General features: G+C 68.4%; 20 protein-coding genes. 14 read left to right on the forward strand and 6 right to left on the reverse strand.

All coding sequences use genetic code 11. The features are described from left to right. Positions 1-45: 45 nt before the first annotated feature. The 7 genes from ABZS29_RS10625 (at position 46) to ABZS29_RS10655 (ending at position 7,217) form a co-directional block, all read left to right on the forward strand. Positions 46-1,101, forward strand: coding sequence for a hypothetical protein (locus ABZS29_RS10625; RefSeq protein WP_355460512.1), 1,056 nt, complete (start codon positions 46-48; stop codon positions 1,099-1,101). Next, entirely contained in the window at positions 1,101-2,168 is a 1,068-nt protein-coding gene (locus ABZS29_RS10630; protein ID WP_355460514.1) for a hypothetical protein, read from the forward strand. The genes ABZS29_RS10625 and ABZS29_RS10630 overlap by 1 nt, the downstream gene beginning before the upstream one ends. Then, positions 2,168-3,193: a hypothetical protein gene (locus tag ABZS29_RS10635; protein WP_355460516.1), complete on the forward strand. Its 1,026-nt coding sequence runs from the start codon at positions 2,168-2,170 to the stop codon at positions 3,191-3,193. The genes ABZS29_RS10630 and ABZS29_RS10635 overlap by 1 nt, the downstream gene beginning before the upstream one ends. Before the next feature lie 43 nt (positions 3,194-3,236). Continuing rightward, on the forward strand, positions 3,237-4,262 hold the full coding sequence (locus ABZS29_RS10640) for a hypothetical protein (protein WP_355460518.1): 1,026 nt from the start codon (positions 3,237-3,239) through the stop codon (positions 4,260-4,262). After that, the gene (locus ABZS29_RS10645; RefSeq protein WP_355460520.1) at positions 4,262-5,272 is read left to right on the forward strand and encodes a hypothetical protein; all 1,011 of its coding nucleotides are present in this window, start codon (positions 4,262-4,264) and stop codon (positions 5,270-5,272) included. Before ABZS29_RS10640 ends, ABZS29_RS10645 begins: the two co-directional genes overlap by 1 nt. Continuing rightward, entirely contained in the window at positions 5,273-6,316 is a 1,044-nt protein-coding gene (locus ABZS29_RS10650) for a hypothetical protein (RefSeq protein WP_355460522.1), read from the forward strand. It begins immediately after the preceding gene. Between the two features lie 76 nt (positions 6,317-6,392). Next, positions 6,393-7,217 carry a siderophore-interacting protein gene (locus tag ABZS29_RS10655; RefSeq protein WP_355460524.1) on the forward strand — a complete coding sequence of 275 codons (825 nt, stop codon included), beginning with the start codon at positions 6,393-6,395 and terminating at the stop codon, positions 7,215-7,217. Here the strand turns inward: ABZS29_RS10655 and ABZS29_RS10660 are convergent. Then, complete coding sequence (locus ABZS29_RS10660; RefSeq protein WP_355460526.1) at positions 7,214-7,954, reverse strand: hypothetical protein; 741 nt, start codon at positions 7,952-7,954, stop codon at positions 7,214-7,216. The two genes, ABZS29_RS10655 and ABZS29_RS10660, sit on opposite strands and share 4 nt — an antisense overlap. Before the next feature lie 46 nt (positions 7,955-8,000). Between ABZS29_RS10660 and ABZS29_RS10665 the strand changes: the two genes are divergently transcribed. The 6 genes from ABZS29_RS10665 (at position 8,001) to ABZS29_RS10690 (ending at position 14,705) form a co-directional block, all read left to right on the forward strand. Beyond that, the gene (locus ABZS29_RS10665) at positions 8,001-9,287 is read left to right on the forward strand and encodes an MFS transporter (protein WP_355460528.1); all 1,287 of its coding nucleotides are present in this window, start codon (positions 8,001-8,003) and stop codon (positions 9,285-9,287) included. Continuing rightward, a complete protein-coding gene (locus tag ABZS29_RS10670; RefSeq protein WP_355460530.1) occupies positions 9,284-10,150 on the forward strand; it encodes an aminoglycoside phosphotransferase family protein in 867 nt (288 codons plus the stop codon). Before ABZS29_RS10665 ends, ABZS29_RS10670 begins: the two co-directional genes overlap by 4 nt. A 12-nt stretch (positions 10,151-10,162) precedes the next feature. Further along, positions 10,163-10,624, forward strand: a complete 462-nt coding sequence (locus ABZS29_RS10675) for a group II truncated hemoglobin (protein WP_355460531.1) — start codon at positions 10,163-10,165, stop codon at positions 10,622-10,624. A gap of 81 nt (positions 10,625-10,705) precedes the next feature. After that, a complete protein-coding gene (locus ABZS29_RS10680) occupies positions 10,706-11,806 on the forward strand; it encodes a glycine betaine/L-proline ABC transporter ATP-binding protein (RefSeq protein ID WP_355460533.1) in 1,101 nt (366 codons plus the stop codon). Then, positions 11,806-13,749: an ABC transporter permease subunit gene (locus tag ABZS29_RS10685; protein WP_355460535.1), complete on the forward strand. Its 1,944-nt coding sequence runs from the start codon at positions 11,806-11,808 to the stop codon at positions 13,747-13,749. The genes ABZS29_RS10680 and ABZS29_RS10685 overlap by 1 nt, the downstream gene beginning before the upstream one ends. Continuing rightward, entirely contained in the window at positions 13,746-14,705 is a 960-nt protein-coding gene (locus ABZS29_RS10690) for an ABC transporter substrate-binding protein (protein WP_355460537.1), read from the forward strand. The genes ABZS29_RS10685 and ABZS29_RS10690 overlap by 4 nt, the downstream gene beginning before the upstream one ends. 395 nt (positions 14,706-15,100) lie before the next feature. Here the strand turns inward: ABZS29_RS10690 and ABZS29_RS10695 are convergent, their stop codons facing one another. Together ABZS29_RS10695 and ABZS29_RS10700 are read right to left on the reverse strand one after the other, a co-directional pair. Next, positions 15,101-16,549, reverse strand: coding sequence for an FAD-binding protein (locus ABZS29_RS10695; protein WP_355460539.1), 1,449 nt, complete (start codon positions 16,547-16,549; stop codon positions 15,101-15,103). Positions 16,550-16,619: 70 nt separating this feature from the next. Beyond that, positions 16,620-16,907, reverse strand: coding sequence for a hypothetical protein (locus ABZS29_RS10700; RefSeq protein WP_355460541.1), 288 nt, complete (start codon positions 16,905-16,907; stop codon positions 16,620-16,622). 132 nt (positions 16,908-17,039) lie between these two features. Here ABZS29_RS10700 and ABZS29_RS10705 point away from each other — a divergent pair, with 132 nt between their 5' ends. After that, positions 17,040-17,636, forward strand: coding sequence for a ParA family protein (locus ABZS29_RS10705; RefSeq protein ID WP_355460542.1), 597 nt, complete (start codon positions 17,040-17,042; stop codon positions 17,634-17,636). A gap of 24 nt (positions 17,637-17,660) precedes the next feature. On the opposite strand, the gene ABZS29_RS10710 is transcribed toward ABZS29_RS10705, so the two are convergent. From ABZS29_RS10710 to ABZS29_RS10720, 3 genes are read right to left on the reverse strand one after another with little or no spacing between them, the layout of a single operon-like run. Next, complete coding sequence (locus ABZS29_RS10710) at positions 17,661-18,869, reverse strand: ROK family transcriptional regulator (protein WP_355460544.1); 1,209 nt, start codon at positions 18,867-18,869, stop codon at positions 17,661-17,663. A 19-nt stretch (positions 18,870-18,888) separates the two neighbouring features. Beyond that, on the reverse strand, positions 18,889-19,731 hold the full coding sequence (locus tag ABZS29_RS10715) for an oxygenase MpaB family protein (RefSeq protein ID WP_355460546.1): 843 nt from the start codon (positions 19,729-19,731) through the stop codon (positions 18,889-18,891). 26 nt (positions 19,732-19,757) lie between these two features. After that, the gene (locus tag ABZS29_RS10720; RefSeq protein WP_355460548.1) at positions 19,758-21,404 is read right to left on the reverse strand and encodes a PHP domain-containing protein; all 1,647 of its coding nucleotides are present in this window, start codon (positions 21,402-21,404) and stop codon (positions 19,758-19,760) included. Between the last annotated feature and the right edge of the window lie 5 nt (positions 21,405-21,409).

The following is a 21,409-nucleotide window of genomic DNA, read 5'->3' on the forward strand; positions in this document are numbered from 1 at the left end:
CGCGGCTGTAGGCGGAGTGGGTGGTCCGGCAGCACTCTGTGCTGTATGCGGATGATTCGAGTGGTGGCGCAGCTCATGGCGCCGATGGTGGTCCTGGCGCTCGGCGCCTCCACCGCGCAGGCAGATCCGGACCCGAACCTGACAGTGACGGCGGCCCGGATCATCAGGACGACACCGGTTACCGTGTCGTCGCTCAACACGGTGCCGGTGACCGTCGAGGTCGACGCGAAGTACACCTGGCCGGAGGCCGACCCGAACACGACCCTGCACGGGATCTTCGTGCGGTCGGCCGGCACCGGCCAGTTGCGCTATCTCTTCACCACCGAGCTCAAGCGGTACTCGGGAACCACCCAGAACGGCAAGTGGCGGGGCACGGTGAACGTGCCGTCGACAGCGAACGGGCAGTTCCAGCTGACCGGCGTGATGGTCGGGCCGTACTGGCCGGGCAGCGACGGGATGACCGACCCGACGCCGGTGCCGAGCCCGCCGACCCTGACGGTGGTCGGGACCAACCTCCCGAAGATCACCGCGCGGATCATCCCGGACCCGGTGCCGTTCGGCCAGGGCTACTCGATCCGGTGGTCGGTGATCAACTCGCAGACCGCCAAGCCGTACGGGACCCGGCTGCGGGTGGCGCTCGCTAACGACAGCGCATGTGTGGAGAGCTACGGCAGTTCGAACGCGCTGACCGACACCAACGGTTACGTCACCAAGTCCTACCCGGCGAGCATGGCAGGGGCGTTGAACTGCCTGCTCCTGCCCAACATCCCGTCGCCGTCCGGCTGGCTCTCGATCGGCATCAACCGTCCCGGCATCGTCTCGGCGACCCCGGCGAAGACGAGTGCTCCGGTCGGTTCGATCGTGACCGTCAACGGAACAGTCCTCGGTGCGCCGACCGGCTGCCCGGTCTACCTGCAACGCCTGTACGGCGCGACCGCCTGGCGCAGCGTCGGTACGGCGAAGGTCCGGCAGGGTAGCGGTCGATTCGAGCTGTACGCACAACCGGCGTACAAGGGGTACATCCCGTACCGAGTGTCGTTCCCGGCCTGCTACAACTTCCGCGCCGGTGTCAGCAAGACCTTCACCATCAGGGGGATCTGATGCGCATCCGACTGATCGCGGCGCTCCTGGTGACGCCGCTGGCAGCACTGACCCTCACCGCCCCCACCGCACTGGCGGCGAGCCCGAACCCGGACCTGACAGTCACAGCGGCGCGGATTCCCAGGACGACACCCGTCCTGGTCTCGTCGCTCAACACCGTGCCGGTGACGGTCGAGGTCGACGCCAAGTACGCCTGGGCCGACGCCGACCCGAACACCACGCTGTTCGGAATCCTGCACCGCTCCGGCGGTGTGGGCCCGCTGACCTACCTGATCACGCCCCCACTCAAGCGCTATGAAGGAACCACACAGGACGGCAAGTGGCGTGGCGTGGTGAACGTGCCCTCGACGGCGAACGGCACGTTCGAGCTCACCGGCATCATGGTCGGCCAGTACTGGCCCGGCAGCGGTGACATGACCGATCCGACCCCGGTCCCGGGGACTCCGCCGAAGCTGACGGTGGTCGGGAGCAACCTCCCGAAGATCACCGCGCGGGTGCTTCCGGATCCGGTCCCGTACGGCGCGAACTACTCGATCCGCTGGTCGGTGATCAACGGATCGACCGGAAAGCCCTACGGCAGCCGGCTGAAGGTCTGGCTGGCCAACGACAACGGCTGTGTGGAGCAGTTCGGCGGGCCTGCGTACCTGACCGACACCAACGGCTACCTGACCAAGGCGTACCCCGCCGACTACGGCAACTTCCTCAACTGCCTGCAGCTACCGGGCAATCCGGCACCCATCGGTGCCCTCGGCCTGTTCGTCAACCGCCCCAAGCGCGCCGTCGTCGTCTCGGCGACGCCGTCGAAGACCAGTGCACCGGTCGGCTCGATCGTCCCGGTGAACGGCACGGTGTCCGGTGCGCCGGGCAACTGTCCGGTGAACCTGCAGCGCCTGTACGGCGCGACCGCCTGGCGCACTGTCGGTACGGCGAACGTCCGGCAGAGCGGCCGCTACACGGTCAACGCACAACCGGCGTACAAGGGGAACATCCCGTACCGGGTGTCGTTCCCGAGGTGCGGCAACTACCTGGCCGGCGTCAGCAAGACCTTCACAATCAAAGGAATCTAATGCTGCGAGCACTACTCGTGGCGTCGCTGATGGGCGCGGTGCTCAGCACCGCGCCCGTCGCGCACGCCGAGCCGACTGCCGGCCTGACCGTCACCGATGTTCGCCTGAGCAGAAGCCAGGTCGCGGTGACCGGCCTCAACACGGTCCTGGTCACCGTCGAGGTCGACGGCGGCTTCGACGGACCGTCCGCCGACCCGAACATGGTTCTGTACGCCGCCTTCGGCCGGGACAGCGGTCCTGGGACGTACAGCTTCTCGTCCGCGGCGTTGACGCGCTACGAAGGCACCACGCAACACGGCAAGTGGCGGGGCTTCGCGCACGTCCGCTCCACCACGAGCGGTGTCTATGGTGTCGACCTGGTGAGCAACGGTCTGGGCGGCGACGGGCAACAGCCCGACTACACCACCGTCATCGGGCCGAAGCTGACAATCAAGGGGACCGGCCAGCCGCGGCTCAGCGCGCGGTTCATCCCGGAGATCGTGCCGGTCGGTCAGCCGTACAAGATCAGCTGGTCGATCCTCAACGCCGACACCATGAAGCCGTACGGCACGAAGCTGAAGGTCGTGATGGGGCAAGGCGCCGACTGCGCCCGGAACCAGGGGCATCCGGAGCTCAGCACGGCCAGCGGTTACGTCGTCAAGAGCTACGCGGCAGCGGGCGCCTCCGGCCTGCACTGCTTGATCCTGCCGGGTGTCCCCGAGCCGATCGCCAAGCTCACGTTCGCGCCGCGACGTCTTGGCGCAGTCGCAGTCACGCCGTCCCGAACGGCCGCGCCGGTTGGTGCGTCCGTGCCCGTCGAAGGCTCGGTCACCGGTGCACCGCACCCCTGTGCCGTTCACCTGCAGCGTTTGTACGGCGCCACCGCCTGGCGAACGCTCGGTACGGCGACCACCCGGACCAGCGGCCGATTCACCCTGACCGCACAACCCGCCGCCAAGGGCCCGGCGCCGTACCGGGTCTCGTTCCCGATCTGCGGCGCGTTCGCGGCCACCGTCAGCAAGACGTTCACGATCAGCGGGACCTGAGTTCTGGTCTAGTGGGAGCGCCGCGAGGGCTCATTCTTGGTTCATGACGAACCGACGCTTGCTCGCGGCGCTCCTCGCAGTCCCGCTGACGTTCACCACTCTCGGTACGGCGACCGCCGCGCAGGCGGCCGGCGATCCGGACCTCGAAGTCGACTCGCTGGTACTGAGCCGCGGCAGTGTCGCGGTCTCGTCGCTCAACACGGTCCCGGTCACGATCACCCTCAAGGGCTCGGCCAAGCCGAGCGACTACGACACGTTCTACGTCGAGTTCACCGGCGGTCAGCGCAAGTTGTACTCGATGCCGTTGAAGCTGATCAAAGGCACGCTCGACGACGGCACCTGGCAGGGCGTGGTGAACGTGCCGTCCACGGCCAACGGCACGATCAAGGCCACCAGGGTGATCGCGGGCGGTCACCCCTTCGGCTGCGGGCAGTGTGACTTCGACTATCCGGTTCCGGTCGCCGGGCCGACGCTTGCGGTCACCGGAGTGCACATCCCGAAGATCACCGCGACTTTCACGCCGAAAGCGGTGCAGGTGGGGCAGTCGTTCACGCTCAAGTGGACCGTGACCGATTCCCAGACGGGCAAGCCGTACGGCACCAGGATCCGGATGAACCCGACCAACGAGGTTGCCTGCGCCGAGGGCACCGACACCAGAACCGTGCTCTCGGACCTCAGCGGATCGGTGACGCTGAAGTTGTCGGACAGCGGCTCGTTGTACTGCGTCCGGCTGCCCGGAAATCCGGCGCCGATCGCCAGTGCGGCCACCTACATCCCAACCCTGCCGGCGATCACGGCCGCGCCGGCGAAGACCAGCGCGGCGGTCGGCACGATCGTCCCGGTCAACGGCACGGTTGCCTACGCGAGCGGCTGCACGGTCAACCTGCAGCGGCTGTACGGCGCGACCGCCTGGCGCACCGTCGGTACGGCGAAGGTCCGGTCGAGTGCTCGGTTCACGCTGAGCGCGCAGCCGTCGTACAAGGGCGTTATCCCTTACCGGGTGCAGTTTCCGGCCTGCAGCGGCTTCGTTGCCGGCGTCAGCAAGACGTTCACGATTCGGGGTATCTGATGCGCATTCTCGCTGCTCTCCTCGCAGTGCCGTTGACGTTCACCACTCTCGGTACGGCGACCGCCGCGCAGGCGGCCGGTCCGGACCTCGAAGTCGACTCGCTGGTGCTGAGCCGCGGCAGTGTCGCAGTCTCGTCGCTCAACACGGTGCCGGTCACGGTGACGATGACGGGCTCGGCGAAGCCGAGTGACTACGACACGTTCTACGTCGAGTTCACCGGCGGTCCGCCCGATTTGTACTCGATGCCGTTGAAGCTGATCAAGGGAACGCTCGACGACGGCACCTGGCAGGGCGTGGTGAACGTGCCGTCCACGGCCAACGGCACGATCAAGGCCAGCAAGGTGATCGCGGGCAGCTACTACTTCGGTTGTACGTCGTGCGGTGAGGATTATCCGGTGCAGGTCGACGGGCCGACGCTCGCGGTGACCGGGACGCACCGCCCGAAGATCGTCGGCACCGCGACACCTGCGGTGGTTCCGATCGACAAGCCGGTGACGATCAAGTGGACGATCACCGACTCGCAGACCGGTAAGCCTTACGGCACGCGGATCAAGACCTGGCCGGCCAAGGACAACACCTGCGTCGAAGGCGAACCCGACGTCGCGCTGACCGATGTCAACGGCGTGCTGTCGATCCCGGACAAGTCGAACTACGGCCTGTACTGCCTCCGGATTCCCGGCAGCCCCGGTCCGATCACCAGTGCCTGGCTCTCGGTGAAGAACTCGATCACCGTCTCCGCGACCCCGTCGAAGACGAGTGCGCCGGTCGGCTCGATCGTGCCGGTCAACGGCACCGCGCCGTACGCGGCCGGCTGCACCATCAACCTGCAGCGCCTGTACGGCGCGACCGCCTGGCGGACCGTTGGTACCGCTAAGGTCCGCACCAGTGCCCGGTTCACGCTCAACGCGCAGCCGGCGTACAAGGGCAAGATCCCTTACCGGGCCCAGTTCCCGGCCTGCAACAACATCGTCGCGACCAGCAGCAAGACCTTCTACATCACGGGAGTGTGAATGAGGACCGTTCGTGCAGCACTCGTGGTATCGCTGGCAGGTACGGCGCTCGGCTTCGCTCCGGCGGCACATGCCGAACCGGGCGACGTGGTCACCGACGTCCGGCTCAGCCGGACCAGCGTGGCGGTGTCGTCGCTCAACACGGTGCCGGTGACCGTCGAGGTCGACGCGAAATTCCCCGGGGAGAGCCCCGATCAGACCCTGCACGCCATCCTCGATCGTGTGGGTGGCACCGGGCACCTGGACGACCTCTACTCGGCCAGACTGACCCGCTACGAAGGCACATCGGACAACGGCAAGTGGCGCGGCGTGCTGCGGGTGCCGTCGACCGCCAACGGGACTTTCCAGGTCCGCTCGGTGATGACCACCGGAGAGCTGTACGCCGAGATGGGGGACGAGCCGACGGACGTGGTGAACGGTCCCAAGCTCACCGTGACCGGCACCAACCAGCCGCGGATCACGGTGAAACAGCTCAACGCGCCGAGCCCGGTCAGCCAGCCGTACACCTTCCGCTGGTCGGTGATCAACGACCAGACCGGCAAGCCGTACGGCTCGCGGCTCAAGGTCTCTCTCGATCAGGACACCGGATGCAAGTTCGGCGGCTCGGCGCCGGTCCTCACCGATACGGCGGGCTACGTGACCAGAACGTACGCGGCCGAGCGGACCAGCATCCCGCTGACCTGCCTGACCATCGGGGGCGGTGACCCGTTCCCGATCGCCAAGGGCTGGGCGAACTCCCCGAGGCGGATCCCTACCGTCTCGGCGACGCCGGCGCGTACCAGCGCTCCGGTCGGCACGAAGGTGGCGGTCAACGGCAACGTCACCGGCGGTTCGAACCGGTGCCCGGTGCACCTGCAGCGGCTGTACGGCGCGAGCCAGTGGCGAACGGTCAACTCCGGGCAGGTTCGCGACGTCAGCTACCGCTACACGCTGACCGCGCAGCCGGCGTACAAGGGCAACATCCCCTACCGGGTGCTGTTCCCGGCGTGCGGCAGCAGCCTGACGGCCGCCATCAGCAAGACCTTCACGATCCGCGGAACCTGAGTTTGTCCTCGGTTGGGGTGCGTGGGTTAGCCTGAGTTAGGTCATCCTAACTTCCGCTCGAGAGGACCGTGGTCCCGTGGCCAGCCCCGCACCCCGCCGTAACCGCACGCCGAAGCGGGCCGTGGTCCGTCGTACCGAGCGGATCACGCCCCACATGATCAGAGTGGTGTTCACCGCCGACGACTTCGTCGACAACGGCACCAGCGACCACTACGTGAAGCTGTTGTTCGGCAAGGCCGGCGTCGAGTACCCGGAGCCGCTCGACATGGGCGTGATCCGCGAGACGCTCCCGTCCGAGCAGTGGCCGACGATGCGGACCTACACGGTGCGCAGCTTCGACGAGGCCACGAAGGAGCTGGCGATCGACTTCGTCCACCATGGTGACGAGGGCGTTGCCGGGCCGTGGGCCGCGGCGGCCCAGCCGGGCGACGTCGTTTGGTACAACGGCCCCGGCGGCGCCTACGCGCCAGACGCGTCGGCCGACTGGCACCTGCTGGTCGGTGACGAGAGCGCACTGCCGGCGATCGGCGCGGCCATCGAGCAGCTGCCACCGGGCGCCAAGGCGACCGTGTTCGTCGAGGTCGAGGACGAGACCGAGGAGCAGAAGTTCAGCGAGGTCGACGTGACCTGGTTCCACCGCGCTGGAAGCGCTGCTGCCCGCGGGGATGCCCTGGTCGCCGCGGTCGAGGCGCTGACCTTCCCCGAGGGCGACGTACAGGCGTTCGTGCACGGCGAGGCCGGGTTCGTCTTGCGGCTTCGCAAGCATCTGTTCACCGAGCGCGGCCTGGCGCGCGACCGCGTCTCGCTGTCCGGCTACTGGCGGATCGGCAAGAACGAGGACGGCTGGCAGGCCGAGAAGGCCGAGACCGCCGCCAAGGAACGCGCCGCGGCCGGCAACTAGGCCGTCGTCGTACGGCGGCGGTCCAGCAGCTCGATCAGGATCGCCGCCTCGTTCGTCGGCAGCACCCAGTCCTCGCCGGCGGCCTGCACGATGACGGCCGGTCCCGGCGTGCCCGCGACCGATAGCGCGATCGGGAACTTGAGCCGCTCCGAGCCACTCAGGTCGACCTCGAAGGTGCCGGTGATCGCGCTCAGCGGATAACTCCGCGACTGCTCCGCGCCCTTCCGCTTGGTCGGCGCAGCGCGGATCTCCAGTGCGTCCGCACCAAGCAGCACCGTCGAGAGCGGCGCTCCGCGCAGCTGAAACACCAGCTCGTACGGCGATTCCGCCAGCTCAGGCACGACCGGAACCAGCAGCGCCAGATTCGCCCGGCGAGCCAGCAGCAGCCCGACCAGCAACCCGAAGATCGCGGCCGGAACTGCCGCGATCAGCCCGATGAGCACTCCCGTCACCCACCAGCGCCCGGTCACCAGCGGGTAGACCGCTGCGGTCACTCCCGCGACCGCTCCGAACAGTCCGCCGATCCCGGCCCACCACCGCGGCTGGTACCGGTGCCGCGGCAGCAAGTACAGGCCCAGCGCCAGCATCGCGACCGGCACCAGGCACACGACCCATCCCGCCGCCGGCCCGCGCGAGCTAACGAACGCCACGATCGCCAGCAGTACGACGGGGATCCCGACGTACACGAGCGCCACGATCCGCTGCACGCGCCGATGCCGGCGCTCCACCTCAGTCACAGACAAGACCCAAGCACATGAACGCCGCAGCACCTACAGTGCCGAGGTGAAGCGGGACTTCTACCTACTGCAGACCGCCTCGTTCCTGGGCACGATCGCCACCCGCTGTCTCGAGGTCGCGGTCGCCTGGTGGGTGCTTCGCGAGACCGGAAACCCGGCGCTGTTCGGTGCGTTGGTGGCACTCGGGATCGGCGCCGACGTGCTCTCCCGCGGTGCGCTCGCCTGGCTGGGCGACCGGTTCGACGGACGAGTGGTCGTGCTCTGCTGTTATGTGGCGGGCGGATTGATCAGTTCGACGCTGGCCGTCGCCGCCTGGACCGGGACGTACAGTCTCTGGCTGGTCAGTGCCGCAATCGTTGCCTTGGGCGCAGGCCTTGGCGTTCGGGAGCCGTTGCAGATGTCCCTGATCCGCGAGCTGGTCCAGCGGGCCGATGTCGCCGACGCAGTCCGGATCAGAAGCGCCGTGATGTCGAGTTCGGCGTTCGCCGGTCCCATCGTCGCCGGCGCGCTCATCGGCCCTTTCGGCTACCGGACAGTGCTCACCCTCTCGGCCGCCGTCGTCGTCAGCTCCGCCGTTCTGGTGCTGGTGATGGATCGCCAAGAGACTGTGCCCGGGGCTGCGTCCGGCGGGGCGGCGCGGTGGGTAGGTGACGTCGTCGCCGGCTTCCGGGCCGTACGGCGGGTGACTCCCGAGTGGCGCCTGGCCATCACGACGATGGTCGTGAACTTCGCGCTGTACCCGGTGTTCGCGGTCATCATCCCGATCGTCGTCGTGGAACGATTCGCGGCGGAATCCTGGGTGCTCAGCGTTGTGGAGTCCGCGTTCGCGGTCGGCCTGATCGCGGGCAGTACCTTCGTGACCCGACGGATCACCGGTCTGCTCGGACGGCGACGTACGGTCGTCAGCGGGTTCGGCGCGCTGGGACTCGGATTCGTCGGCGCCGGCGCGGCCGGCGGCCTGGCCGGCAGCGGGCCGTTGGTCTTCTCGGCGGTCAGCTCCTTGTTCCTGCTCGCCGCCGGGACCGGGCTGAGCATGGTGGTGGTCAACACCGGAGCTGTGCGGGTCCTGGCCACGCCGTCGAGTTACCGTAACCGGATGGTCGCCTCGGTGTCGTTTCTGTCGGGGATCGTGATGCCATTGGGGGCCTTGCTGGGCGGCTTGATCTCCGGGGGCCTGAACTCGAGCGCCAGCCTGGTGATTCTCGGTCTGCTCATCTGCGCCTGTGCGGCGGTCATCTCTCGCGATCGCGTCCTCGGACGGTTCCTGTCGATGTCCGATGACGATCTGGACGGTGCTTACGCCAAGCACTTCCCGGAAGCGTTCGTCGCATGATGATTCCTGCGCAGCTGATCGAGTCGCACGGGGACGAGTCTCCGGAGTGGCTGGCCGGGCTGCCGGGCCAGCTCGACGAGTACCTAGCTCGCTGGGAGCTCACCCGCACCGGAGACTTCCTGAACGGCGCTGCCTCGCTGATCGTCCCGGTCGTCCGCCGCGACGGCACGGACGCCATGCTGAAGCTGCAGCCATGGAACGACGAGAGTGCGGCCGAGGCACTCGCTCTGCGCACTTGGTCGCCCGACGACGTGGTCGCCGTACTCGAGGACGATCCGGCCACCTCCACGCTGCTACTCGAGCGACTCCACCCGCAGACGCTGAACGCCGTACCGGATCACGTCGAGGCGACCCGCATCCTCGCCGAGCTGATGGCTCGCCTGATCCAGGTGCCCGCGCCACCGGAGGTCCGCACGCTCGCGGACATCGCGGCCGAGATGGTCGAGGACGCCGCCGACCTCACGCTCGGCGACCCGGCCGAGCAGCGCCTCGTCCGCCGGTACGCCGATCAGCTCCGCGAACTGATCCCCGAGTCCGGCGACCGCCTGCTGCACTGGGATCTGCACTACGACAACGTGATGGCGTCGGACCGGCAGCCGTGGCTGGTGATCGACCCGAAGCCGCTCGCCGGCGACCCGGCCTTCGAGCTGTTCCCGGTGCTCCACAACCGCTGGGACGATCTGCTGGCGACCGGCAACCTCGACCAGGCGATCCGCGACCGCTTCGACCTGATGCTCGAGATCACCGGCATCGACCGTGACCGGGCGCTCGCCTGGACCGCGGGCCGGATCCTCCAGAACACGATCTGGTCCGCGGAGCTCGACCCCGGCCAATTCGTCGTCGCCATGGCCCTGAAGCTGTGATTACATCATTACATGACGACTCCGACGCTCTACGAATGGGCCGGCGGCCACGAGGCGCTGCGGCGGCTGACCGAGGTGTTCTACGACCGGGTGCTCGAGGATCCGGTGCTGGCGCCGGTCTTCGCGCACATGAGCGACCAGCATCGTGAGCACGTGGCGCTGTGGCTCGGGGAGGTCTTCCGCGGGCACGATCGCTACACCGAGGAGCTGGGCGGCTATCCGGCGATGCTGGCGCATCACATCGGACTGCAGTTGACCGAGGAGCAGCGGTCGCGGTGGGCCGCGCTGATCGCGGCGAGCGCGGACCCGGCCGGGCTCCCCGACGACCCGGAGTTCCGCTCGGCCTTCGTCGCGTACGTCGAGTGGGGCACCCGGATCGCGCTGGCCAACTCGCAGCCCGGCGCCACCCCGCCGCCGAAGGCGCCGGTCCCGCACTGGGGCTGGGGCGAGGCGCCGCCGTACGTCCCTTCCTGACGAGACAAACACCCCAGGAGAACGTGCTGGGACTGGTCGTTGGATACAGTCGCGGTTCACGACAAATCTCGGGAGGGACCCGTGACCGCTCAGCTCGAGTATCCCGAGATCGACGACGACAACGCGCTGTTGTCGATCCAGGGCCTGTGGAAGGTGTTCGGCCCGAAGGCCCAGCGGGTACCCCGGCGGCCGGAGTTGGCGTCGCTCGACCGCGCCGCGCTGGCGGCCAGGACCGGCTGTACGGCGGCCGTCCGCGACCTCAGCTTCAATGTGGCACCCGGCGAGGTGTTCGTGGTGATGGGCTTGTCCGGTTCGGGCAAGTCCACGCTCGTCCGCTGCCTGACCCGGCTGATCGAGCCGACCGCGGGCAGCCTGATCTTCGAGGGCGAGGATCTGCGCGCGGCCGACGAGAAGCGGCTGCGGGCGCTGCGCCGGAGCAAGTTCTCGATGGTGTTCCAGCACTTCGGCCTGCTCCCGCACCGCAAGGTGATCGACAACGTCTCGTACGGGCTCGAGGTCCGCGGCGAGAGCAAGCCGGACCGCCGGCGCCGGGCCCAGGAGGTCATCGACCTGGTCGGCCTGGCCGGTAACGAGCACAAGTACCCCGAGCAGCTCTCCGGCGGTATGCAGCAGCGCGTCGGCCTCGCCCGCGCGCTCGCGAACGACCCTGATGTGCTGCTCTTCGACGAACCGTTCTCCGCGCTCGACCCACTGATCCGCCGCGAGATGCAGAACGAGGTCGTCCGGCTGCACCGCGAGGTCGGCAAGACGATGGTCTTCGTCACCCACGACCTGTCCGAGGCGCTCAAGCTCGGCGACCGGATCCTGCTGATGCGCGACGGCGCCGCGATCCAGCTCGGCACCGGCGACGAGCTGGTCGGCGCACCGGCCGACGACTACGTGCGCGACTTCGTCCGCGATGTCCCGCGGGCCGACGTACTGACTTTGCGCTGGATCGCGCGCCCGCCGCGCGACGGCGAGCCGCTGGACGGCCCCGAGCTCGGCCCGGACACGCTGGTACGCGAGGCGACCCGCCTGGTCCTGGAGGCGGACCGACCGGTCAAGGTCGTCTCGGAGGGGCAGTTGCTCGGCGTGATCAGCGACGAGGAGATCCTCGCCGTGGTGGCGGACCCAGCCGACTCGCACTGGTCCGCGCGTCCGTCCGACCGCCCGACCGACTGATGGCGGCGATCACCAGCGACGCGCACGTGGAGGTACGTCGCCCGCGGCGCAGCGTGGTCATCGGCGTGCTTCTGGTCGTGTGGGTGGCCGCGTACTTCGTGCTGAGCGGGATCGACACACTGCCGCTCGGCGGGCAGGAGACGACCGGCTTCCACCGCTGGCTCACCGAGAACCGGGACTTTGTCGGCCAGGGCAACGTCGTCTTCGACGGGATCCGGACTGCCGTCGGTCAGCTCGTCGTACTGCTGCAGGATCTGGTGTCGCAGCCTTCGTTCGGCCGGCCCGTTCCGGTCGTCGGCTGGCTCGGCGTGGTCGCGATCTCGGCGTACCTGGCCTGGGCGTTCGGCAACTGGAAGGTCGCGGTGCTGACCGCGGCCGGGCTCGCGTTCGTCGGGTTGCAGGGGCTGTGGCAGGAAAGCATGGACACGCTCGCGCTGACCATCGCGGCCGTGCTGCTCTCGCTGCTGGTTGCCATCCCGCTCGGCATCTGGGCCGGTCTGTCGGAGCGTGCGTTCAAGGTCGCGACGCTGATCCTCGACCTGATGCAGACGCTGCCGACGTTCGTCTATCTCGCGCCGTTGACGTTGTTCTTCGCGATCGGCCCGGCCGCGGCGACGATCGCGACTCTGATCTACGCGGCTCCCCCGGCTGTCCGGCTGACGGCGCACGCGATCCGCTCGGTTCCGGCGGAGAGCGTCGAGGCTTCCCGCTCGCTCGGCTCGACCCGCGGTCAGACGCTGACCAAGGTCCTGCTGCCGATGTCGCGCAGCACGGTTGTCGTCGGAATCAACCAAACGATCATGGCCGCGCTGTCGATGGTCACCGTCGCCGCTCTGATCGACGCGCCGGGTCTCGGCCAGACAGTCCTCAAGGCGCTGCAAACGCTGGATGTCGGAGTCGCGTTCAACGCCGGCCTCGCGATCGTGGTGATCGCGATCGTGCTCGACCGGGTGACCACCGCGGCCGGCGACCGGCCGTGGCGGATCGCTTCGGTACGACGGAAGGTCGCGCTAGGGGCGGGAGCGGTCGGCGTACTGGTGGCGATCTGGTTTTCGCGCACTTATGTTTGGGCGGCCGAGTTCCCGTCTTCGGTTGGGATCGGGTCTCGGATCGCGGTGGTCGCCGCTGACGTGACGACGTGGGTGCAGGACGTTTTCGGCGGTTTCACGTACGGCGTGCGCGACGCGGTCACGAAGGGCGTGCTGAATCCGCTCGAGGCGCTGCTGACCGGGTCGCCGTGGTGGCTGGTCGGTGCGTTCGTCGTGGCGGTGGCCGCGATTCTCGGTCGCTGGAAGGCCGCCGTACCGGCTGTGGTGTGTATCGGTCTGCTGGTCGCGACCGGGGTCTGGCAGGACAGCATGATCACGCTGGCCTCGACGCTGCTCGCGACCGTGGTCGTAGTGGCCGTCGGCCTGGCGCTGGGCGTCTGGGCCGGGCGCAATCGGCGGGTCGACCTGGTCATCCGGCCGATCCTCGATGCCGGGCAGACGATGCCGCCGTTCGTGTACCTGGTCCCGTTCCTCGCTCTGTTCGGCACCAGCCGGTTCACCGCGATCGCGGCCGCCGTCGTGTACGCCGTACCGGTGACCACCAAGATCGTTGCTGACGGCATCAAAGCGGTCCCGGTCGCGACCGTCGAGGCGGCCACCTCGGTAGGCTCCAGCAGCTGGCAGGTGATCAGCAAGGTGCAGCTGCCGGTGGCCCGGCGGGCGATCACGCTGGCGGTCAACCAGGGCCTGATCTACGTGCTCGCGATGGTCGTCGTCGGCGGGCTGGTCGGCGCCGGCGCCCTCGGCTACGACGTCGCGGCCGGCTTCGCGCAGAGCGAGCTCTACGGCAAGGGCCTCGCGGCCGGCCTGGCGATCGTCCTGCTCGGCGTCCTGCTCGACCGCATCACGCAAGCCGCGGCGCCCAAGCCGCACGGAAAAGGAGACAAGCAGTGAAGAAACTCCGGTACGCCGGTGTCCTGGCGGCTGCAGCGCTGGCCCTGGCCGGCTGCGGCGGGGCGAAGGTCGGTGACGAACCGAAGCCGTCCGCCGCCGGCGGCAAGGCGTGCGGCAGCTTCAACCTGACCGTCAGCCCCTGGGTCGGCTACGAGGCGAATGCCGCCGTGGTCGCCTACGTCGCCACCAAGGACCTCGGCTGCAAGGTGGTGAAGAAGAACCTCAAGGAAGAGATCGCCTGGCAGGGCTTCGGCACCGGCGAGGTCGACGTGAACCTGGAGAACTGGGGCCACGAGGACCTGAAGAAGAAGTACATCCAGACCGACAAGGTCGCCGTCGAGGCCGGCTCCACCGGCGTCAAAGGCGTGATCGGCTGGTACGTCCCGCCGTGGATGGCCGCCAAGTACCCCGACATCACCGACTCCAAGAACCTGAACAAGTACGCCGACCTGTTCAAGACCTCGGAGTCCGGCGGCAAGGGCCAGCTCCTCGACGGCGACCCGTCGTACGTGACGAACGACGAAGCGCTGGTGAAGAACCTCGGTCTGAACTACAAGGTCGTCCAGAGCGGCAGCGAAACCGCCCTGATCCAGGCCTTCCGCGACGCCGAGAAGACCAAGAAGCCCCTGCTCGCCTACTTCTACGAGCCGCAGTGGTTCTTCAACGAGCTCAAACTCGTCAAGATCAACCTCCCGGCGTACAAGGCCGGCTGCGACGCCGATCCGGCCAAGATCGCCTGCGACTACCCGCCGTACGACCTGGACAAGATTGTCTCCAAGAAGTTCGCCGACTCCGGCAGCCCGGCCTACGACCTGGTCAAGAACTTCCAGTGGACCAACGAAGACCAGAACGCCGTAGCCCGCATGATCGCCGTCGACAAGATGACCCCCGACGCCGCCGCGGCCAAATGGGTCGACGCCAACACCGCCAAAGTCAACACCTGGCTAGGCAAGTAACCCACCCCCGGAGCGAGGTACCCCCTCGCTCCGGGACACGCGCGCTCCTTCGCGGGTCCGGCGGATGGCGTCGCCAAGGACACGTACTAGTCGTTCACCCGCCCAATCCGGTCGACCCGCTAAGCGTGCACCACCACGAACCAGTCGACCACCACGTGTCGTTGCCGACGGCCCCGAGCTGCACGGCAACACCTCCGCATGTCCTCGCCCACCCAACCGCCCAAAGGTGCGCTGTCTTCTCTTTGTGCACGAGATCCAACTTTGTGCACCCACCGGTCAGGTCAGTGAGCTTCTCGTGGTTGGTGGGTTCCCAAAGATGCGCGTCGTGCACAAAGAGCAGCGGGGTTGTTGGGGAGTGGGTGGCTGCTCTTTGGGAGCGAGGCGACGGGGGACGGCTAGAACATGCCTGGGCCCGGCGTCAGGATGCCGGCTGGGTCGTGCTTGCGTTTGAGCGCCTGCAGGTGGGGCCAGCGGTTGCTGTAGTGCTGTTTCCAGTCGGCGGGGGTGAACGGGGTTGACTCGATCGGGTAGCGGACGCCGCCGAGGGCGCGGGCTTGGTCGAACAGGCGGCGGTTGCGCTTCAGCATCTCGGCGGCGAACTCTGGGCCGGCGCCGGCCGGCCCGGCGGTCATCAGCGTGAAGAGGTAGACCCAGTCGCTGCCGTCAGCAGCGGGGAGGCGCAGGGACGGCCGCGTCAGCTTCGTACGGCGGTGTGCGTACATCAGCACGAATCCGCCGTTGCCCACGTCGTGCGGGGTGAGGTTGCTGACGACGTCGGCGACGTACTGCTCGACCGAGCGCTCCGGCAACCAGAGGGTCATCCACGGCTTCGCGAGGTGGTCCCAGTCGAGGGCTTCGCGGAGTTGCTCGACGGCGGCGTCGATGCGGGTGACGTGCGGGAGGAAGTCGTTCTGGCTGACGATCGCCGCGGTCGGCGGCTTGGTGAGGCCGCGGAGGATGTGCGCGTCGCTCGGAGGGGACGCCGCCGAGTGGAACGTGAAGGCGTTCAGGTGGCTGACTTCGCCGTGCTCGCCGGGACGCCACCAGTCGCCGTAGATCTCGCTGATCTCGGAGCGCTTGAGCAGAGTCTTGAAGTCTTTGAAGAAGTCCTTCGAGCTGGTGTAGGCGAGCTCGTGACCGCGGACCTTGGCCGGCGCCGGGCCGAGGCGGACGGTCGCCTTGGTGATGACGGCGTACTGACCGAGGCCGGCCAGGACCGCCTCGAACAGCTCCCGATCCTGCGTTGCCGAGCACCGCTTGAGCTCACCCGTGCCGGTGACGACCTCGAGCTCGAGCACGCTGTCGACCTGCCCGCCGGACTGGATCGCGGGCGGAATCCCGCCGAGTGAGAGCGTTCCGCCGAAGGTCAGACCGAGGAAGCCGGTCAAGGCGGGCGGCGTCAGGCCCTTGGCATGCGCGGCGTTGGTCAGCTGCAGCCAGTCGGCCCCGGCGTCGACAACAGCGCGATCCGCGTCGATCCGGTGAATCTTGCGCAGGGCCCGCATGTCGATCAGCAGACCGACGACCAGGCCCTGGCCGTCCGTGGTGTTGGCGAGTCCGCGCGCGGCGACCTTCACCCGGTGCTTGACGCAGTACTTGATCATTGCCTGGATGTCCCGCACCGAGCCCGGCACGAGCACCGCCTGCGGCATCTTCTGCACGTACCGGCCCGCGTCCTGCGACACGGCCTCGCGGCTCGCCCCGTCCAGGACCACTTGTCCGTCGAGCGGTGGCAGCGGCTCCACGTTGCCGGCGTCCGTCGCCCAGGACCGCCGTACCGGGTCGAATCCAGTCACCAGAATCCCGAGTCCAACAGCCCCGAGCAATGCCCGCCGAGTCCCCATCCAAGCCTCCTGCCGCTCCACCCCGCCACGCTAACCGGTGATCAGCTCAGCACACTCGGTAACGACATGGCTAGCCGATCATCTGGTCCGCGACGAACTGGCTCCACGCCACCGGGTCCGGATCCCCGGGCTCGGCGAACCATCCGTCGACGATCTGACGAGCGGTGTCCGGCGGTAGGTGCAGCTGACTGCGGACCACCTCTTGCCAGGTCGCGCCGGACAGGCCGTAGGTCTCGTTGAGCTTCGGCGCCATCCGCTCCAGGGACTCGGCGGTGGCCGGGTCCAGCTCGCCGATCAGGGAGAGGACGTAGCTGTCGACGAGCTTCAGGAAGGGTCGTCCGGCGTACCGATCGGGCACAGGCTGGCTCTCCTCTGACAGGTTGAAGTTGGGTTGAGCTTGTTCAAGGGGGCCGTGGGCAATTATCACGGGTCTTTCAAGCAACGCCGACGACACGCCGGATTTCCGCCGAAACACGGTAGCGTCGGTCCCATGATCATCGTGACAGCTGCACTGAAGGGCGGGGTCGGGAAGACAACCACGTCGGTGTACTTGGCCGCGCTGGCATCTTCCAACCGTCGCACAGCCACTCTCGTCGACGCGGATCCACAAGGCAGTGCCGCCGACTGGATCGATGCCTCGGACGACGCGAACCTGGACCGGATCGAGATTTCCGAGGCGCCGACGGAGCGGCTGCTGACCAAGGCGCTGGACAAGGTGCCGCCGGAAGGGATCGGCATTGTCGACATGCCGCCGTCCCACGAGCGGCTGCTGAACAAGGCCCTCGAGCGGGCCCGGATCGTGGTCATTCCGACCCGTGTCGGCGGTGTCGAGACGCCGCGTGTGAAGGCGGTCCTCGAGCTGGTTCCGGAGGACGTTCCGGCCGGCGTGGTGATCTGCTCGGCGCGGACCTACACCCGCGCGTACCAGGACCTGATGGAGGCGTACGCCAAGGAAGGCATCCCCGTCTGGGGTTCCATCCCGGAGCGGGTCTCGATCACCGCCGGCCCCGACGGCCCGTTGGCCGCCGACGGGCTCGAGGCCTACAAGAAGGTCTGGCGCAAGATCCTCGCCGCCGCTCGTACCTGAGCGCAGTTCGCCGGTGGTCCCCACTCAGCGCTGGAGTGGGGGCTCGCCGCGGACGTAGGCGCGGATGACGGTCGCGGCCGCGCCGCGGGCCCAGTCGTCGAAGGTGTGCGAGCGCAGCATCAGGCGGCAGTCGCCGGCCGCTCCGAAGGCGTGCTCGCCGAAGGCCTGGCGCATCCGGTCCTCGTAGAGGTCGTACTCCGCGACGCCCTCGCCCGCGATCACCACGAGCTCGGGTCCGACCAGGTTGACCATCGCGGCGAGCGCGGAGCCGATCACCTCGCCGGCCCGGTCGAAGGCTTCGCGGGCGTGCTCGTCACCCTCGTGCGCCAGCTTGATCGCGCCGGCCAGGTCCAGCGTCGGCTGCTTGGTCGTCTCCCGGATCCGGTTCAGGATCGCGTCCGACGACGCCACGGTCTCGACGCAACCGCGCCGGCCGCAGGTGCAGACCAGGTCACCAGGTGCGAGCGGCAGGTGGCCGAGCTCGCCGGAGACGCCGTACGCGCCGGAGACGACCTCGCCGTTGATGTAGAGCCCGCAGCCGATCCCGGAACCGATGGTCACCACCGCGAACGAGTCGGCATCCACCCCGACCCCGAACCAATGCTCGGCCACGGTCAGCGCCCGTACGTCGTTGGTCACGACGATCGGAAGCTTCAGCCGGCGCCCGAGCAGCTCCGCCACCGGTACGTCGCGCCACCCCATGAACGGCGAATCGCGAACCACACCATGCCGCTCGTCGACGTCACCCGACACGGCGACGCCGACGCCGACCACCGGTCCGACCGTCTCGGCCCCGGACTTCAGAGCGCCGATCAACTCCTTGGCCAGCTCGGCCAGCCGCTCGATCACGCTCTTCGGATCGGTGCTCTCCAGCGGCCGGTGACACACGTTCCGGATGCCGGCGGTGAAGTCCGTGGTGACGCCGATCAGCGCGGTCGGCGTCACCTTCACACCGATCACCGACACACTGTGCGGTACGACGGTCAGCGGGCTCACCGGCCGCCCGATCCCGATCTGACCACCGCCGTCGAGTTCGGCCGACGGCACCGCCTGGTCGGTGACGAACCCGGCCTCGATCAGCGGCGCGACCGCCTTCGTGACCGCGGCCTGCGACAGTCCGGTCCGCCGCGCGATCTCCACCCGCGGGATCGGGCCCTGGGTCAAGATCCGGGTCAGCACCTCGACTCCCGCGGGCGTGGCCAGCGGGAGGGGGCGATGTGGACGCAGCGGCACGAGAACAACCTACCGGCGGTTAAGTCTTTACGGCGGTTTCCCCCAGCGTCGGCGACGTCAAAGCCCACCGGATGGTCCGGGTCAGGCCGTCACCGGCCGCGCGGACCACAGTTTGTTCTGTCAAAGGAAGATAGGGCAGCCGCAACGGCAAGCGCACCCACCACGGGAGCAGCCCGACCGCGGTCGCCGTCAGTACGCCGTACGCCGGGCGCGCGGCCCAGGGCACGGGTGGGTGGACGAGGATGAAGCGCGCCGCCTGCCGAGCCTCGGTCGTGCCGCGCAGTTCGGGCTGGTAGTCGGCGAGGGTCCGACGCAGCTCGGCGACGGTTGTCGGCGGATCGATCACTCCGAGCTTGCCGGCCACGAAGGCCGTCTGTTCGACGTAGCGATCCTGGTCGGCCGCGTCGAGCGGATTGGCGCCGTACGTCTGGTGGGCGGTGAGGAAGCTGTCCACCTCCGCGACGTGCACCCACTTCAGCAGGTGCGGGTCAGAGGCGCGGTAGTTCGCTCCGCGGACCCGCTCGTGCACCGCTCGCACTCGCGCGATCGCCGCCTCCGCGTCCGGGACAGCGCCGTACGTCGTGATCGCGAGGAAGTAGCTGGTGCGTTGTAAGCGTCCCCACGGATCACCGCGGTACCCGGAGTGCGCGGAGACAGCTGCCATCGCCAGTGGATGCATCGACTGCAGTAGTAGAGCGCGCAGACCGCCCGCGAACATCGACGCATCCCCGTGCACTCGCTGGATCGGGCTGCCCGGCGCGAACCAGCGCGGACCGGGCGTCTGATGCACCCGGGCGCGCTCAGCCTGGGGGTCCGGCCCCGCAACCTTCGTCAGGATCATGCGGGCCAGCTGGTCTCTCATACTGCCAGTCTGCCCACCACTCCAAGCTAAACAACGTCAACGAAGATGGGGTTGGTGTAGAGCCAGGTGTCCAGCCACGGGTCGCCGTCGTTGGTCGGGTGCTGAATCGGACCGGCAGGGTCGATGCTGCGGCCCAGGTAGCCGACTCCGTGCCGGTTGCCGTCGCTGCCGCGCACCCGGACGTAGTGCGAGCGCTCGGCCCGTCCCAGCGGGATGCACAGCTCGTAGGTGCCAGTCCGGCGCTGTACGTCGACCTGCTCGACCACTCTGGTGTCGGGCGCCTTCCAGCTGTCCCGGTCGGCGGTCGGACCGGTCACCGCACCACGGATTACGTCCACGTGCGCCAGCCGCGGCAGTATGCCGTGGAAGTTCGGCCGAGTCGCGCTGGTCACGGTGATCCGCAGTTCGAGTCGCTCGTGCCGCCGTACTCGCAGACGTCCGCCGAGCGTCACCCCACGCTGCCGGGAACCTGCCGGCGCCAGCCGTACGTCGATGCCGTCGACCAGCTGACCGTGGTCGACCCACACCCGGCCGGCCCGCAGTGCGGCCATCACCTCGAGGTAGCCGTACCGAGTCACGCCAACATGCGTCCGGCTGAACTGACCGGGCCAGAAGTCGCTCCCGGCCTGCGGGGTGTCCGTGTTGGTCGGTGAGGGCTTCCAGCCGAGGCTGTCGAAGTTCTGCCCCGGCGGGAACACACCGTCCGTCCAGGTGTCCCAGATGGTCCGGTGGTTGTCGCTGTTCGAGGTGATCGAGAACAGGCGGCCCTCGGCCAGCATGCTGTCCCACAGTCCGCCGACCGTCGCGGTAGCCCAGTCGAAACCGCCGTACGTGCGGTATGCGTCGAGCGGATAGCCGGGGTAGCTCGCGGCGCTCGGAGAGTTCACGTACTCGCCGCGCTGCGCGTTCGTGGCGCCACGGAACTTCACCCAGGCCGGCTCAGCGTCGCCCTGCGAGCCCGGAGCGCCCTCCATGCCGATGCAGACGCCGGTGTCGCGCCAGGCGCGGATCTCGTGCGGTGCGTCGATACCGAGCCGCAGCGGATGATTCGCGACCACCAGTACGTCGTCCACGAAGCCACTGCGCTTCTGAGCGGCCAGCCACTGCATGCCCTTGAGTGCGTGCTGCTCGTTCTCCGGGCTGTCCCCCGAGCGGTTGGTGAGCTTCCCGTCGTACTCGCGCTCGAACTGCTGCAGCAGCGCGACGTTGTTCGGTCCGGGAGCGACCAGCAGCGTGCCGTGCTCGGCCGCCGGGATGTACCACTCCAGCCCCTGGAAGATCAGCATCCGCGGGTTCTCGGCGCGAGCCTTCAGCACCTCGGCGTTCTCGGCCGCGGCGCCCTTGTCGGCGTGTCCGAAGTTGCTGTGCTCGGTGAACGCCATCCAGTCCAGCCCGAACTGCGCACCGCGCTGCGCCAGCTGCGTGAAGTCGTACTTCGCGTCATGGCTGTACCGGCTGTGCACGTGATGGTCGCCGACCAGGTAGACCAACTCCGGATCACCGTGGGACGACGGCGTGGTCGCGGCGGCCGCCTCCGCCACCCCGGTAGCGCTCACGGCGAAGCTCGCGCCGAGCAGACCCGCACCCCGGATCAGATTCCGCCGCGACACCCCCTGCGGATCCAGGGTCGCTTCCGGTACGTCGGTGTCCGCCCAGGCGGGTAGCTGCTGCATAGCCG

Source organism: Kribbella sp. NPDC005582, from assembly GCF_040605415.1.
GTDB lineage: Bacteria > Actinomycetota > Actinomycetes > Propionibacteriales > Kribbellaceae > Kribbella.